Origin of the sequence: Rhodococcus sp. JG-3 (assembly GCF_000482405.1) — a bacterium.
Classification (GTDB): domain Bacteria; phylum Actinomycetota; class Actinomycetes; order Mycobacteriales; family Mycobacteriaceae; genus Rhodococcoides; species Rhodococcoides fascians.
The window spans coordinates 671280-685218 of the sequence record NZ_KI519398.1; the positions used below are offsets into that span (position 1 = coordinate 671280).

Genomic DNA, 13939 nt, shown 5'->3' on the forward strand with positions numbered 1-13939 from the left:
TTACGTTGTCGACGTCCCCGAAGCGATCAAACCGACGTCGACCAGCCGGGCGCGGGCGGCGACGGCGTCGACGATCTCGACACCCAGCAGCACCTCCCGCACGGCCTCGGCGGCCTCGGGTATGAGCTTGCGCAGAGCGTCGACATTCGGCGCGGCCAGAGCCGACGCGATGTCGTCTCCGCGCAGCGATGCCACCGTCGCCGCGAGGATCGCGATCACCTCGTCTCCGGTGTCGGCGCGGGCGACCAGACCGACATCGGCATGCGAGACGACGGCGAGCACGTCGGCGATACGCCGCGCCGTGTCGCCGACACCGATGCCGGGGGTCCGATGAGCGGCAACGATGGTCTCCGCGGTCTCGGCCACGTCGATCGCGTCGAACACCGGGAAGACGACGAGGGGCGAGGGCAGCCGTAACCCGAGCGCGTCGGCGAGATGCTCGGGGACCGCGTCGACCTCGAATCGAACGGCTTCGTAGTTGCCTGCGCTCGAGGCCCGGAGCTCGTCCGGGTCGATGTCGAGTCGCACGACGATGCGCCCGAGGTTCTCGGTGGGCGGCAGCGTCAGCAGGGTCGAGGCCAGCACGACGGGCGGGCCGTACTCGGCGGCGCGTGGAGCGGCCTGCACGGCAGGGGCATCGGCGCAGAACGGCTGCAGCAGTCCGGCGACGAGCGCGTTCGGATCTGGTCGGTGCGGCACACCGAGGGTCAACGGAATCGGCACGTCTTCACGGTAGTCCCAGCTTGCCCTTGCGATACCCGCCGCATCCGGCTAACTTAGGGGCACGTTACTTAGGTATGCCTCACCTACTGGCCATTCAACTGTACCGATCGCATCGGAGGAGCCCATGCTCGGCGCAACCACCACCACCGGACCGTCCACCGCCGAGCGCGTACGCAGCGCCTGCATGCGCGCCGAGGGTGCAGCTCTCGTGATCGACGGCAGCGACCCCGTCGTGACGTCCCTGCACCACCTGCGCCCCAACGGCGAGATGATTCTGGCGGTCCCCACCGATTCCCTCGACGACGCGATCAGGTGGCAGTCCTCCCGCGCCGGCGTTCCTGCCGTCGTCGAGCTCACCGATCACGCACCTCTCGCATTGCGCGAACCGGTGCGGTCACTGGTGTGGCTGCGCGGAGAATTGCGCCCGGTGCCGGAATCGCTGATGCGCCCGATGGCCGGCGCGGTGGCCGCCGAGCATCCCCACGCGGCACTGCTCGACGTCGGCCACACCACCTCCCTGGTGCGTCTGATCGTCGGCTCCGCAGTGGTGGCGGACAGCACCGGAGCCGAGCCGGTCGACGTCGACTCGCTGCTGGCAGCCGAGCCCGATCCGTTCTGGGAGATGGAAACGAGCTGGCTCGAGCACCTCGACTCCGATCATCCCGACCTCCTCGCGCAACTGTCCCGACGCCTCCCACCGTCGCTGCGGCAGGGACGCGTGCGTCCGCTGGGCATCGACCGCTACGGCATTCGTCTGCGTATCGAGGGCGAGTGCGGCGACAACGACGTCCGGTTGGGCTTCGCCGCGCCCGTCGACGACACGATCTCCCTGAGCCGGGCCCTCCGGGTCCTCGCCGGTTGCCCGTTCCTCAACGGTCTGCGCGCCCGGGGCTGACGCCGCCGCGAGGCACAACAGGGCACACTCGTGCCGTGATCGACTTCAGGAATTGGTTGACGCCACCGCCGCCGGAGAGCACCGCGCCACCGCCCGATGCTCGCGAACGCACGACCATCAAGGTCGAGATCGCGATCGTGCTGCTGGTGACGTTCGGCCTCAGTGGCATGAGCAGCATTCTCTCGCTGGTCGAGGATGCCCTGCAGACCGCATCGCTGTCCGATCAGACGGTCGCACTGAACTCCTCGCGATCGAGTTTCAGCGTCATCGACCTGCTGTTCCAGCTGCTGAGCATCCTGCGCCTGTGCGCATGGGGAGCCTTGGGGCTGTACCTGCTGTGGCGAGCAGATCTGGCACCGCGTGCGATCGGACTGGCGAAACCGCGCCTGAAGATCGATCTCGGCCACGGCGTCGGGCTGGCGGCACTCATCGGGCTGCCGGGTCTCGCGCTCTACCTGGTCGGCAACGCCCTGGGATTCAATCTGAACGTCGTACCCAGCGCGCTCGACGACCACTGGTGGCGAGTGCCCGCCCTGATTCTGTATGCGCTGGCCAACTCCGGTGCCGAGGAGATCATCGTCGTCGCCTACCTGATCTCTCGACTGCGCCGACTCGGCTTGAGCGAGAACAAGTCCTTGCTGTGCTCCTCGCTGCTGCGCGGGAGCTACCACTTCTATCAGGGGGTGGGCGGCGGCGTCGGCAACTTCCTGATGGGCCTGGTGTTCGGCCGATACTGGCAGCGCACCGGGAGGCTGTGGCCACTGCTGATCGCGCACGCACTCATCGACATCGTCGCGTTCGTCGGTTACGCCCTGCTGCGCGAACACCTGGCGTGGTTGCCCTGATGGGTACAGTCGATTCGTGAACGACGACGATCGCTACGGACGGCACGGCGCGCCCAATCGGCGTACCCCGCCGCCGAGCCAGCCGCCGCCACCGCGTCGACCACCCGGCCAGCAGCCCCCTCCCCCGCCTCGGCGCGCCGGTGGGGCCCCTGGACAGCCACCGCCGCCACCACGTCAGTACCGACCCGGTCCGCCGCCGGTTCCGAACCCCCGTCGGTACAACCCGGAACCTCCCGCGGAGCGAGGGACCCCTCGCCGTCCGGGGCCCGCACCCGAGGGCACCGAATTCATCAGACGCGACGGCCGCCCGGCCGCTCCCCGCCACGGCGCCCCTGTCCCACCGCAACAGGCGTGGTCGCAGGCACCCGAACCCGGCCCTGCCGGTTCCGTTCCGCCGAACTCGACGCGCCAGTACTCCCGCGCTGCCGAGGACGAGGCCGGGCGCACCGGGTACGCACCGCGCCAACAACCGGAACCGTACGTCGACGAGCGCAGGCAGCCACCGGCTTCTCCGCAGCGCGCCTTACGCCGACCGGAACCAGCTCGGCCACAACGTGATTCACGTCCCCCCAAGGTTGCGAAGCCGCGCAAGCGTCGGCGCTGGGGCCGTCGCTTCCTGATCGTCCTGCTCGTCCTCGTTCTGGGCATCGGCGGCATCGTCTACTACGTCGACAGTTCGCTCACGCGAGTCGACGCTCTGACCTCGTACCCCGGCAGGATCGGCGACACCCCGGGCACCAATTGGCTTCTCGTCGGATCGGATTCACGAGCCGGCCTGACGCCGGAGCAGGAAGCATCTCTCGCGACCGGCGGCGAGGTGGGCCCCAGCCGCACCGACACGATCATCATGATCCACATCCCCGAGGGCGGCGGGGCGACGACGATGGTCAGCCTGCCCCGCGATTCGTACGTGCCGATTCCCGGCAACGGCGAGGACAAGCTCAACGCGGCGTTCGCATTCGGCGGGCCGTCCCTGTTGGTGCAGACGGTCGAGGGCGCGACGGGTGTACACATCGATCACTACGCCGAGATCGGCTTCGGTGGTTTCGCCGGAATCGTCGACGCCGTCGGTGGAGTCAACGTGTGTGTGCAGAACGCGATCGACGATCCGTTGGCGGGCATCAACATTCCCGCGGGCTGTCAGGATCTCGACGGTTCCGAGGCACTCGGCTTCGTGCGATCCCGCGCGACCGCATTGGCCGACCTCGACCGGATGAACAACCAGCGGGCCTTCATGTCCGCTCTGCTCGACAAGGCAACCAGCGCTTCCACTTTCCTCAATCCTTTGAAACTGTGGCCGTTGGTGTCCGATACCGCGTCGTCGTTGAGTGTCGACGACGGAGACCACATCTGGAACCTGGCCGGGTTGGCCTGGGCGATGCGCGGTGGGCCGGTGACGACGACCGTGCCGGTCGGCGGCTTCCAGGACTCCGATGTCGGCAACGTCCTCGTGTGGGACGACACCAGGGCACCGGCATTCTTCGACGCCATCGCTCAGGATCGGGAAATTCCGGCAGATCTGCTGACCGGCGGCCCCTGACGGGGGCGTGCGGCCGGTACGTTGTGGATCATGACATTGCCGTCGCATGAGCCCACCACCTCGTTTCACGATCTACTGCGCGCCCAGGTTCGGTACGAGTTCACCGCCTCGCAGCAGTACGTCGCCATCGCGATCTGGTTCGACCGCAACGATCTTCCGCAGTTGGCGCACCGCTTCTACGCCCAGTCGGCCGAAGAGCGTCGGCACGCCATGATGATGATTCGGTTCCTCATCGACAACCGACTCGAGGTGGACGCGTCGGGCATCGACGACGTGGTGACCGCGTTCGATTCGGTCGCCGAACCGGTGGGATTGGCGCTGGCGCAGGAGGTGGCGGTCACCGATCGGGTCACCGCGCTCGCACAGGCGGCCAGAGCCGAGGGCGATTACATCGGGGAGCAATTCATGCACTGGTTCCTCACCGAACAGGTCGAGGAAGTAGCCGCGATGCAGAGCCTCCTCAACATCGTGCGGCGAGCAGGTTCGGATCTGTTCGACATCGAGCAGTACGTGGCACGCGAGCTCGGCTCGGTGACCCGCGCCACCAATGCACCCAAAGAGGCCGGAAGCGCGTAACTAACGCCCTGCTCAGAGGGGACATTTAGGATTCACTGTATTAGGCTACGTTCGCCTCAATAAGGCTCGACTTGGATGACAATGCCCTCTGACCAGGCATATTGTCCTCACCATGAGCGCAGACATCAAAGAAACGAACCACACCAAGTTCCACGCACTTCTTCGCGACCAGATCCGCAACGAGTTCAACGCCTCGCAGCAATACATCGCCACCGCCGTCTACTTCGCGAATGTCGACCTGCCGCAGCTGGCCAAGCACTTCTACGCGCAGTCGGTCGAAGAGCGTAACCACGCGATGATGATCGTCCAGTACTTCCTCGATCGCGACATCACCGTCGAATTGACCGGTGTCGACGCGTCGAAGTCCGTGTTCACGGACCCGCGTGAGGCCATCGCCCTCGCACTGGCACAGGAAGAGACGGTCACCGAGCAGATCATCGCTCTGGCGAGCACCGCCCGCGAAGAGGGCGACTACCTCGGCGAGCAGTTCATGCAGTGGTTCCTCAAGGAGCAGGTCGAGGAAGTTGCCAGCATGAAGACTTTGCTCAACATCGCAGACCGCGCCGGCCACAACCTGTTCGACCTCGAGCAGTTCGTTGCCCGCGAGATGAACACCAGCGTCGTCGCCGATGCAGGCGCACCCACCGTTGCCGGCGGATCGCTGTAATTTCGCTTCACGCGACACGCATCGACGAGTAACGCGAGAGATCTCGCGCTCATACGGGTGGTCATCGGACAAGCAGCCCCTTGTCCGACGGCCACCCGACGTGCGTTTCGGTGCACCATCTTTCGGGCCGCCGCACCTCTCGGTTGGGCTCGACTGCTCAGCGCAGGGTGACCTGACGGCCACGAAGGCCGTCCCGCGAACGCAGCTGCGCTCCCGTGAGCGGGGCGTCGACGGCAAGAGCCTCGTTCAGCTTCTCCCCGAATTCCTTTGTCGGAGCAGCCCATTCGGTGGGATGCATCTCCGGATCGAGATCGAACACCGGCACCAGCAACCCGTGCGTACGGAACGAGCCTGCGTACCGCGAGCCCTCACCGAGATTCAGGTCTCCGGCAGCGTGCAACCGTGCGAGGGCGAGCATGACGTCGTCCTCGCTCTCCGGGCGAACCCACCGGATGTGCGCCTTGTCGCCGGCATCGACCCACCATGCTGCAACGACACCGTCCGCCTCGATCCGCGCCGAGGGCATGATCGCCTGATTCGCGCGCTCCACGGTTGCGGCCACATCGGCTGCGGGAGTGGCACTTTCCGGGATCCACCAATTGAAATCCTGATGCACGGTGATCTCGAGGAGCGCGGACGGGTCGAGGACATCGGTCAATGCGGGGGTGTTCTCGTCCACCTTCGAAGCTTCGAGCGACTCACCTGCGGGGGCGGCGGCGACCCAGCCCAACGCGCTACTGATATCTGCTGCAACGTCTTTCGACTGCGTCTGAACCTGCAGGCCGACGAATCCTTCTACAGTGCCCGCCTCTTCGCGTACCAGAGCGGCGACGGCTCCCGGCAATACCGTTGCCAGAGTGACGGTGCGGCCGCCGGACGTGATCGGCGCGGTGGCGGTGGCCGACGGCACGAATTCGCGCAGCGCTACCAGGTCGCATTCTGCGGCCAGGCCCTCGAACGGCCGCGTCGTCCCCGACTCGAGGCTTGCACGCTCGGCCTCACGCTGTGCGAGCTTGGCCGCCCGGTTGCTGTCCTGCTTCGGTCCGCTGTTTCTTTTGCTCTTACCCACGCCAGAAAACCTACACGTTCTTCGATTCCAGCCAGGCGCGCGTTCGTCCGGGATGGTTGGTCGCGATCCACCCGACACCGAGTTCCCGGCACAGGTCCACGTCCTCTTTCTCGTCGACCGTCCACACGTAACTGGCACGGCCCGACGCGGCTGCACGATCGACGAGCGTCGGGTGCTCACGCAACGCCCGGATCGACGGACCGACCGCGGTGGCACCGACGGTCGTCGCTGCTCCGCCGCCCAGATAGTGCGAGCTGTCACCGAGGAGGACCGTCGGAAGCATCGGTGCCGAGCGGCGCACTCGCCACACGGCCGAGGGCGCAAAAGACATGATGACCGCCCGCGAATGATCCGCCGAGGCAGGCGCGCCGATGCCGAAGTGGTGCAGCTCGGCCAGCACCGAGGCCTCGATCAGCGAGCCGTAGCGCACCGGATGCTTGGTTTCGATGAAGAGCTTGACCGGCTTGCTGGTCCAATCCAGAATCAGCGCGATCAGGTCGTGCAGCGTCAGAAGTTCGGCGGGTTCGTCAGCATCGCCGTAGTTCAACCGGGCGAGCTCGTCGAAGGTCATCTCGCTGACGATTCCGGTGCCGTTCGAGGTTCGGTCGACGCGGCGGTCGTGCACACACACGATGCGGCCGTCCTTCGTGAGCCGGACGTCGCATTCGACGCCGTCCGCTCCCTCCCGTAACGCGAGATCGTAGGCCGCGAGCGTGTGTTCCTTCTTCGCCGCAGATGCTCCTCGGTGCGCGACGACCAAAGGGCCGCGTCGGTCCGGGCTCACGAGACCGTCACCGCCCGGTCGTCCTTCTCGGCCCCGGAGTCCGCACGAGCTGCGTCGGCCGGCTCGGTCTCGGTCTGCTCAGTCTGGGTCTCGGTCTGCTCAGTCTGGGTCTCGGTCTGCTCGGTCTCGGACTGCTCGGTCTCGGACTGCGTGGTCTTTCGCTCGATGCTGGGTGCGATGACCCAGCGGGTGGGACGAGACAACGCCGAACCGCGCAGGGTGCGGCCCTCGAGTCGGCGCATGACGGCCAGGGTCAGCACCGCGGAAACTGCGGCCACGAGCGCCACGACGGCGGCGAGCAGAACGCCGTCGGCGCGGGCTTGCAGTGTGTTGCGCAGACTCCACAGCACCTGCACGACGACCAGCGCGTTGCTCGTCGCCCAGACGGCCCACCAGATCCGGATCAAGGTGAGCTCGCGGTACACGTCGCCGTCGGCTTCGGCTCGGAGACGGACGATCTCCGTCAGGTACACCCCGGGCATGACGATCCGAACCAGAGGCAGCATCGAGAGCAGCAGCATCCATCGCACCGACCGCGGCTCGGTCGCCCCGACCGATGCGTAGGCCAGCCGGCGTTGCCGAACCAGCCAGCAGGACGTCGTGATCAGCGCGAGCAGACCGACGATGAGCGCGCCGACCTGCGCGAAATAGACCAGCGCATCGGAAATTGCCAGCGTGATCGGCGACAGCAGTCGGGTGCGGTTGTACAGCAGAATTCCGTAGCGAAACAGCTCGGCGAACGCCGCCAGCCCGAGCAGCAGCGCCGTGATCCAGACGAACGTCTGCGCGTTGGCTGCGTACTGCTCGACGCGGCCGACGGGCGTGTGTGCTGCGGGGTCGCGTGGGGTGTCGCGCAGCCCCCACGTGGGCGTCGAGTCGTAACGCGGAGTGGGGGTGGGTGCCGCGACCCGGGCGGGACCGCTGGCCTTGCCCTTCGACGACGCAGGCCGCGCAATCCAACGAAAATTGCGGCGGCCCTGTGCCGGTGCCCGAGCGGACACCGGCGAGAGCAGCACGCCGTGGCAGCGGGGGCACCACGTACCCGGCCGTGCGCCGACCGCCCAGCGAGTGCTGCAGCGGGCGCAGACCTGGAACGCCTGTGCGCGCCCCTGCGGTGCCGACATCTAGATGATTCTCGCTTCGTCCGAATCGTCGTCGCGCTGGATCGGCCTACCGGCGGCATGCCAGTCGAGCATCCCGCCCTCGACGTTGATGGCCTCGTAGCCCACGCGATTGAGGTATTCGACGACCCGAGCCGAGCGCCCGCCGGCTTTGCAGACGACGTAGATCTCGGACTGGTTGTCGATTTCGCCTGCTCTGGACGGAATGTCGCCCATCGGGATGTGCACGGCACCGGGTGCATGTCCGGCCTGCCACTCGTCGTCTTCTCGGACGTCGAGCAGCACTGCCGCTTCCGGGAACGGCACCGGAAGGCGGTCTACGGTGACGGCGGGCGACTGCTCGGGGTGAGACACCTCTCGATCTTGTCACGGGTGCGATCGCGACTGCCACTCGTGCCCGCCTGACGATGGACGGCCCCAGCTATGACCTACGTCACTTTGGCTCACAAAAGTTATCCACAATATCCACAGGTTGATGCACAGAATCGGGGCCCGTGCCGGTTTCTATCCACAGGTCACGGCCTCACAACTGAATGCCGGTGTATCGAGTACCAACGAAGGCTGTGGATCGATCGTGATTTGACACAGCAGTTGTCTGCGGTCGTTTATCCAAGCTGATTACCCTGGCAAACATGACTTCTCACTCCTCGGTCGAGCTACGCGTCTTCACCGAACCGCAACAGGGCGCCACCTACGACGACCTCCTCCGGGTCGCCACAGCCGCGGAGCAATTCGGCTACGGTGCCTTCTTCCGATCCGACCATTACCTCGCAATGAGCGGCGACGGGTTGCCCGGCCCCACCGACGCGTGGATCACCCTGGCCGGCCTGGCTCGTGAGACGTCGACCATCCGGCTCGGCACGCTCGTCACCTCCGCCACATTCCGCTACCCCGGCCCACTCGCCATCAGCGTCGCGCAGGTCGACGCCATGAGCGGTGGCCGCGTCGACCTGGGGTTGGGTGCCGGCTGGTTCGAGGACGAGCACAAGGCATACGGCCTGCCGTTCCCGGCGCTCGGTGAACGCTTCGACCGACTGGAAGAGTCCCTCGCCGTCATCACCGGGCTGTGGGAAACACCGACCGGCGAGACGTTCTCGCACGCGGGAACCCACTACCCCGTCACCAATTCCCCCGCCCTCCCCAAGCCCGTCCAATCGCCGCGTCCCCCCATCCTCATCGGCGGCGGAGGCAAGAAGCGCACCCCGGCCCTGGCCGCGAAATACGCGGATGAATTCAACATCCCCTTCGCCTCGCTGGCCGACACCGAAACGCAGTTCGGACGCGTCCGCGCCGCCTGCACTGCCGCCGACCGTGACCCCGACTCCCTCGTCTACTCCAACGCACTCGTCCTGTGCTGCGGCCGCACCGAGGAGGACATCGCCCGACGCGCAGCCGCCATCGGCCGCGACGTCTCCGAACTCCGCGAGAACGGGGCCGCGGGAAGTCCCGCCGAACTGGTCGACAAAATCGGCCGCTTCGGGGCCATCGGCGCGACTCGCGTGTACCTGCAGACCCTCGACCTCACCGATCTCGATCACCTCGAACTGGTCGCCTCCGAGGTCATCCCGCAGCTCTGATCTCCCCCGCACCCAAGTCCACTCAACGTGACATTGACCCCCGAAAAGGCCACCAAATGTCACATTGACTACCCAGCGGGGCTCACTACCCAGCGGGCTGGGGTCAAGCGGCAGATCGGGTGCGTAGTTGTCGGTAGCGCGTGCTGATGTGTCGTGCTGCGGGTAGTTCGATCAAGCGGTAGATGATTTCGGCGAGTGCGGCGGTGCCGGTCAGGAAGGCCAGGACGGCGGCGGTCGGTCCGAAGTGCGGTTCCACGGCTGCGTAGATGCGGTAGAGCACGAGTGTGTGGATCAGGTAGATGGCGTAGCTGCGGGTGCCGATCCAGCCGATGATGGGCCAGCGGGTGATGGGTCCGTCGTATCGGGCCAGGATCAGAACCGTGCCGGTGACGACGAGCAGTGACCATAGGTAGGTCTCGCCCATCCAGAAGGTGTGGACGTCGATGGCGAGGCGGATCACTTCGATCTGTGCGACGACGCCGATGACGATCCAGCGCCAGGTGACGAGTTTCGCCCAGCCGAGGTAGAAGATCTGGCCGAGGAACAGGGTGGGCAGTACTCCGGCGACTTTGGTGAGGAACGGGATGGTGTACGGCTGGGGCAGGTAGAGGTTCCAGAGGATCGCCAGTGTGCAGAGTGCGGCTCCGATGAGGGGCACGGTGATCGGGCTTGCTCGTAGCGCCGAGCGCATTGCGACGCAGTAGAGGTAGAACACGATTTGCACGACGAGTGTCCAGGTGACGCCCAGTACGGCGACCTCGGGTCGGAGGAAGAAGCCGCCGAGGAAGAAGCTGAGTACGGCCTCTCCGTTGCTGATTCCGGATTGTCCGCTGAACATGCCGTTGACGCCGAGTTTGACGAGTACGACGGCCAGGGCGATGGCGAACCAGAGGGCGGGCACGAGTCGGGCGAGCCGCGCGACCATGAAGTCCCGACGCGATTGCCGCATAGCGGATCGGGTGATGAGCAGTCCGGTGAGCAGCATGAACATGCTCACGCCCACGAAGGAGAGGTGGAGGTTGAGGCCGATGTCGTCGATGAGGACGAGGTTGACGATGTCGAGCATCCACCAGTCGCCGCCGACGTCGTCGAGTAGGTAGAACGAGATGTGCGAGTAGAGGACGGCGCAGACGGCGATGACGCGCAGGAGATCGGCACCGTTCATCTGGACGCGGGGCGCGGTCACGGGCGGTGCGGCTGCGGACTCGTCGACCGAATTTCGGTTCGGACGGTCCCCTTTCACACCCTCGAGTTTAGGTTCCGTTCATGGTGTGGACCAATTCGGCGCTGTTACGCAACTATTTCGTGACAATCGCAGGTTTTCGCAGCCCAGGAATTCAACTGTCTTGTTCACGTGGATTTATTCCGAGAAAAGCATCTCGGTTACAACGGTTGCACAAGGGGTAGGAATGAGATTGGGTTGAACCCTACGAAAGATCCGCAGTAGGACGAACGTGCCCGCATCACGCGATGGGCACGGCGTCGTTAGAGAAGGGAACCACGTGTCCGAGTACACCTTGCCCGACCTTGATTTCGATTACTCCGCCCTCGAGCCGCACATCTCGGGCGAGATCAACGAGCTCCACCACTCCAAGCATCACGCCACCTACGTCGCCGGTGCCAACACCGCGCTCGAGAAGCTGGCTGCAGCCCGCGAGGCCGAGGATCACGGCAGCATCTTCCTGCTGGAGAAGAACCTCGCGTTCCACCTCGGTGGCCACGTCAACCACTCCATCTGGTGGAAGAACCTGTCGCCCAACGGTGGCGACAAGCCCGAAGGCGAACTCGGTGCCGCGATCGACGACCAGTTCGGTTCGTTCGACAAATTCCGCGCACAGTTCACCGCTGCTGCCAACGGCCTGCAGGGCTCCGGCTGGGCAGTGCTCGGCTACGACTCGCTGGGCAAGAAGCTCCTCACCTTCCAGCTCTACGATCAGCAGGCCAACGTGCCGCTGGGCATCATTCCGCTGCTGCAGGTCGACATGTGGGAGCACGCCTTCTACCTGCAGTACAAGAACGTCAAGGCCGATTACGTGAAGGCGTTCTGGAACGTCGTCAACTGGGCCGACGTCCAGGCTCGTTTCGAGGCCGCCACGTCGAAGACCCCGGGCCTGATCTTCCCGTAGGTTTCGAGATTGCCGCACGACGCGCAATCGCATACAGGGCCACCGCGTTCGACGCGGTGGCCCTGTCGCATTTCGAAGGTCACGCCCTCCCGGCGGCGGGCACCGACCCGATGGTTGCGACGCCGTGGTCCGGTCTCGCGACGTCCTCGGAACGGCAGGTCGTTCGGCGCGGGGGCTCGGGATCGGGTGTCACGTGTACCTGCACGCTTCCCGACGTCGTCACCACCACAACATCCGACGCGACATCGGACGACGTGACATCGGACGGGTGGACGTCGTCGATTCCGGTGAGCCCGTATTCGGTTCGTACTGCGTGTTCGGCGATCTGGGCGACGGTGTCGTCGGTGCAGCGGCCTCGGTAGTGGCGCAGCGTGAGGTGCCCGCGGTCGTGGTCGTCCACGACGGCCTGCGCGTTGGTCGGTTCGAGGTTGCCGTAGTAGCTGCCGTCGGGCAGGGCCACCATGCCCGCTGCGTATCGATCGCCGCCCAGGTGCGTCGATTCCCATACCCGCCCGCTGGGTCCGGCGAGGGCCGCCGCCACCGGCCGACCGAGCACCGCGCAGCACGGATCCTTCTTTCCGTGCGTGCAGACGAGGTAGAGCCGCTGGTCGACGCGAGTCCCGATACCAGGTGGGGTGCCCGCCGCAGCGGTTTCGATCGGTAGTTCGAGAATCTGCTCGACGGTGTCGACCGTGTATTTCTCCAGCCACGGGCCGCGGCGACCCGAGTGCGCAAGAAACACCTGTCGCGTCTCGGTGGGTTCACGCCTGCCGTGCGTTTCTCGCACCAGTTGCGGGCGTACCCCGACGGCCTTGCAGCGACGCGAGAGTTCGGTGCCGATTCGACCCAGCGGCCCGTCCGGCCCCCACGGTTCGCGCCCCCACGGGCCTCGGTGCTCGATCAACACCCAGCCGTGTGCGCGTGCAGCTGTCCCGCGAAGCGATTCGTCGTTCTCGCGCGCCACTGCAGCGCAGCCGACCCAGCGTTCGGATGCCGGCACGTCAGCCCCCGATTTCGGTCGCGGTCTCGACCAGGGCTTGGGCGGTCAGCACGTTGCCGAAGAGAAAATCCTTGGACGGTAGCTCGGTCACCCGAGCTCCGAGACCGGTGAAGAGCGGGTTCTGCCGCAGTTGCGCCACGGCGTCCTCCGTCCCGGCATCGGTGAGCAGAAGGATGTCGTCGGCCGCCAGCAAGTCGATCAGTTCCGGGCTGACGTCGACCGTCTGCACCGCGTCGGATCCGCGATCCTGCTGTGCGGGCGCGCGGTAGCCGAGATCGGCCAGGACGGCGTAAGGAAACGATCCGTCCTGCGTCATGTACCGCAACGAGTCGGCGCGCACTCGCGCGACGGTCAACGTGCTGTTTTCCCGAGGTGAGCGTGACTCGGATTCGTCGACCGCCTGTCGATAGTCCGCCAGCAAACCGTCGGCGATCTCCTGCCGATCGAAGATTCCCGCCAGCTGCTGCAAGGTGTTCTGCCACGAGGCCGGGGTGTATTCCACGACGACGGTCGGCGCGATCGGGGCGACCCGGTCGTACAGCGCTCGGTTGTCCTCACCCGTCGTTCGCATGACGATCAGGTCCGGTGCGGCAGCCGTCAGAGCCTCGATGTCGACGTCGGCGTCGACGGATCCGATGTCGATCGGTTCGGTGGTGAGCCGATCCCGGACGACGGGTGCGTAGTCACCGGTGAGCGGCGGCTTCACTGCCGCGACGGGTTGGATGCCCAACGCGACGACGGCTTCCAACGTGCGGTCGCCGTCGAGCACGGCCACGCGCTGTGGATCGACGGGAACACTCGTCTCATCGAACGCATGCTGCACGGTGCGAACCTCGCCGCCGGTCTCGCCCGGGGTCGATTCTTCCCGACTGCATGCGGCGACAGTCAGCAGTAGCGCCATGGACAGCAACGAGACGACGGTTCGCCGGGCGGATCCTCTGTTTTTCACCGCAGCAGCGTATCGGCTGGCGAGCCGCCGTGGGCCGGCTACGTTTTCGGCTGGCACTCTCCCCATC

Annotated in this window: 15 protein-coding genes; 7 read left to right on the forward strand and 8 right to left on the reverse strand. The window is 66.0% G+C overall.

Annotated features, from left to right (window positions below; all coding sequences use genetic code 11):
- Entirely contained in the window at positions 1-723 is a 723-nt protein-coding gene (locus tag K414_RS0104410; protein ID WP_027494846.1) for a hypothetical protein, read from the reverse strand.
- A 124-nt stretch (positions 724-847) separates the two neighbouring features.
- Between K414_RS0104410 and K414_RS0104415 the strand changes: the two genes are divergently transcribed.
- The 5 genes from K414_RS0104415 to K414_RS0104435 all read left to right on the forward strand — a co-directional run bounded on the left by K414_RS0104415 (position 848) and on the right by K414_RS0104435 (position 5246).
- Positions 848-1618, forward strand: a complete 771-nt coding sequence (locus K414_RS0104415; protein WP_027494847.1) for a DUF2470 domain-containing protein — start codon at positions 848-850, stop codon at positions 1616-1618.
- 38 nt (positions 1619-1656) lie between these two features.
- Positions 1657-2463 (forward strand): type II CAAX endopeptidase family protein, encoded by an 807-nt coding sequence (locus K414_RS0104420; protein WP_202595094.1) that lies wholly within the window; start codon positions 1657-1659, stop codon positions 2461-2463.
- A gap of 289 nt (positions 2464-2752) precedes the next feature.
- A complete protein-coding gene (locus tag K414_RS0104425; RefSeq protein WP_228139378.1) occupies positions 2753-4003 on the forward strand; it encodes an LCP family protein in 1251 nt (416 codons plus the stop codon).
- 30 nt (positions 4004-4033) lie between these two features.
- On the forward strand, positions 4034-4579 hold the full coding sequence (locus K414_RS0104430; RefSeq protein ID WP_027494850.1) for a ferritin: 546 nt from the start codon (positions 4034-4036) through the stop codon (positions 4577-4579).
- 112 nt (positions 4580-4691) lie between these two features.
- Positions 4692-5246, forward strand: coding sequence for a ferritin (locus K414_RS0104435; RefSeq protein ID WP_027494851.1), 555 nt, complete (start codon positions 4692-4694; stop codon positions 5244-5246).
- Positions 5247-5403: 157 nt separating this feature from the next.
- Here K414_RS0104435 and K414_RS0104440 read toward each other — a convergent pair whose 3' ends face one another.
- The 4 genes from K414_RS0104440 to K414_RS0104455 are packed head-to-tail and all read right to left on the reverse strand — an operon-like array spanning position 5404 to position 8526.
- Positions 5404-6315, reverse strand: a complete 912-nt coding sequence (locus K414_RS0104440; RefSeq protein ID WP_027494852.1) for a DUF5926 family protein — start codon at positions 6313-6315, stop codon at positions 5404-5406.
- A 10-nt stretch (positions 6316-6325) separates the two neighbouring features.
- Positions 6326-7099, reverse strand: a complete 774-nt coding sequence (locus K414_RS0104445; protein ID WP_027494853.1) for a glycerophosphodiester phosphodiesterase — start codon at positions 7097-7099, stop codon at positions 6326-6328.
- On the reverse strand, positions 7096-8223 hold the full coding sequence (locus K414_RS26010) for a DUF4328 domain-containing protein (RefSeq protein ID WP_051364936.1): 1128 nt from the start codon (positions 8221-8223) through the stop codon (positions 7096-7098). Before K414_RS26010 ends, K414_RS0104445 begins: the two co-directional genes overlap by 4 nt.
- Complete coding sequence (locus tag K414_RS0104455) at positions 8224-8526, reverse strand: rhodanese-like domain-containing protein (RefSeq protein WP_230074781.1); 303 nt, start codon at positions 8524-8526, stop codon at positions 8224-8226. It lies immediately after the preceding gene.
- Positions 8527-8852: 326 nt separating this feature from the next.
- Here K414_RS0104455 and K414_RS0104460 point away from each other — a divergent pair, with 326 nt between their 5' ends.
- A complete protein-coding gene (locus tag K414_RS0104460) occupies positions 8853-9797 on the forward strand; it encodes an LLM class F420-dependent oxidoreductase (RefSeq protein WP_037218886.1) in 945 nt (314 codons plus the stop codon).
- A 103-nt stretch (positions 9798-9900) separates the two neighbouring features.
- On the opposite strand, the gene K414_RS0104465 is transcribed toward K414_RS0104460, so the two are convergent.
- The gene (locus K414_RS0104465; RefSeq protein ID WP_027494856.1) at positions 9901-11040 is read right to left on the reverse strand and encodes an acyltransferase; all 1140 of its coding nucleotides are present in this window, start codon (positions 11038-11040) and stop codon (positions 9901-9903) included.
- Between the two features lie 259 nt (positions 11041-11299).
- On the opposite strand from K414_RS0104465, the gene K414_RS0104470 reads away from it, so the two are divergent.
- Positions 11300-11923, forward strand: coding sequence for a superoxide dismutase (locus K414_RS0104470; protein ID WP_019667073.1), 624 nt, complete (start codon positions 11300-11302; stop codon positions 11921-11923).
- Positions 11924-12002: 79 nt separating this feature from the next.
- Here K414_RS0104470 and K414_RS26015 read toward each other — a convergent pair whose 3' ends face one another.
- Both K414_RS26015 and K414_RS0104480 read right to left on the reverse strand, forming a co-directional pair.
- Positions 12003-12923, reverse strand: a complete 921-nt coding sequence (locus tag K414_RS26015; protein ID WP_051364937.1) for a sucrase ferredoxin — start codon at positions 12921-12923, stop codon at positions 12003-12005.
- A gap of 1 nt (position 12924) precedes the next feature.
- The gene (locus K414_RS0104480; RefSeq protein ID WP_027494857.1) at positions 12925-13872 is read right to left on the reverse strand and encodes an ABC transporter substrate-binding protein; all 948 of its coding nucleotides are present in this window, start codon (positions 13870-13872) and stop codon (positions 12925-12927) included.
- Positions 13873-13939: the final 67 nt, after the last annotated feature.

Bases quoted from the DNA above. Each gene is read 5' to 3' on its own strand.
- K414_RS0104415 (WP_027494847.1), top strand. From the start codon at position 848: ATGCTCGGCGCAACCACCACCACCGGACCGTCCACCGCCGAGCGCGTA.
- K414_RS0104430 (WP_027494850.1), top strand. From the start codon at position 4,034: ATGACATTGCCGTCGCATGAGCCCACCACCTCGTTTCACGATCTACTG.
- K414_RS0104435 (WP_027494851.1), top strand. From the start codon at position 4,692: ATGAGCGCAGACATCAAAGAAACGAACCACACCAAGTTCCACGCACTT.
- K414_RS26010 (WP_051364936.1), bottom strand. From the start codon at position 8,223: ATGTCGGCACCGCAGGGGCGCGCACAGGCGTTCCAGGTCTGCGCCCGC.
- K414_RS0104460 (WP_037218886.1), top strand. From the start codon at position 8,853: ATGACTTCTCACTCCTCGGTCGAGCTACGCGTCTTCACCGAACCGCAA.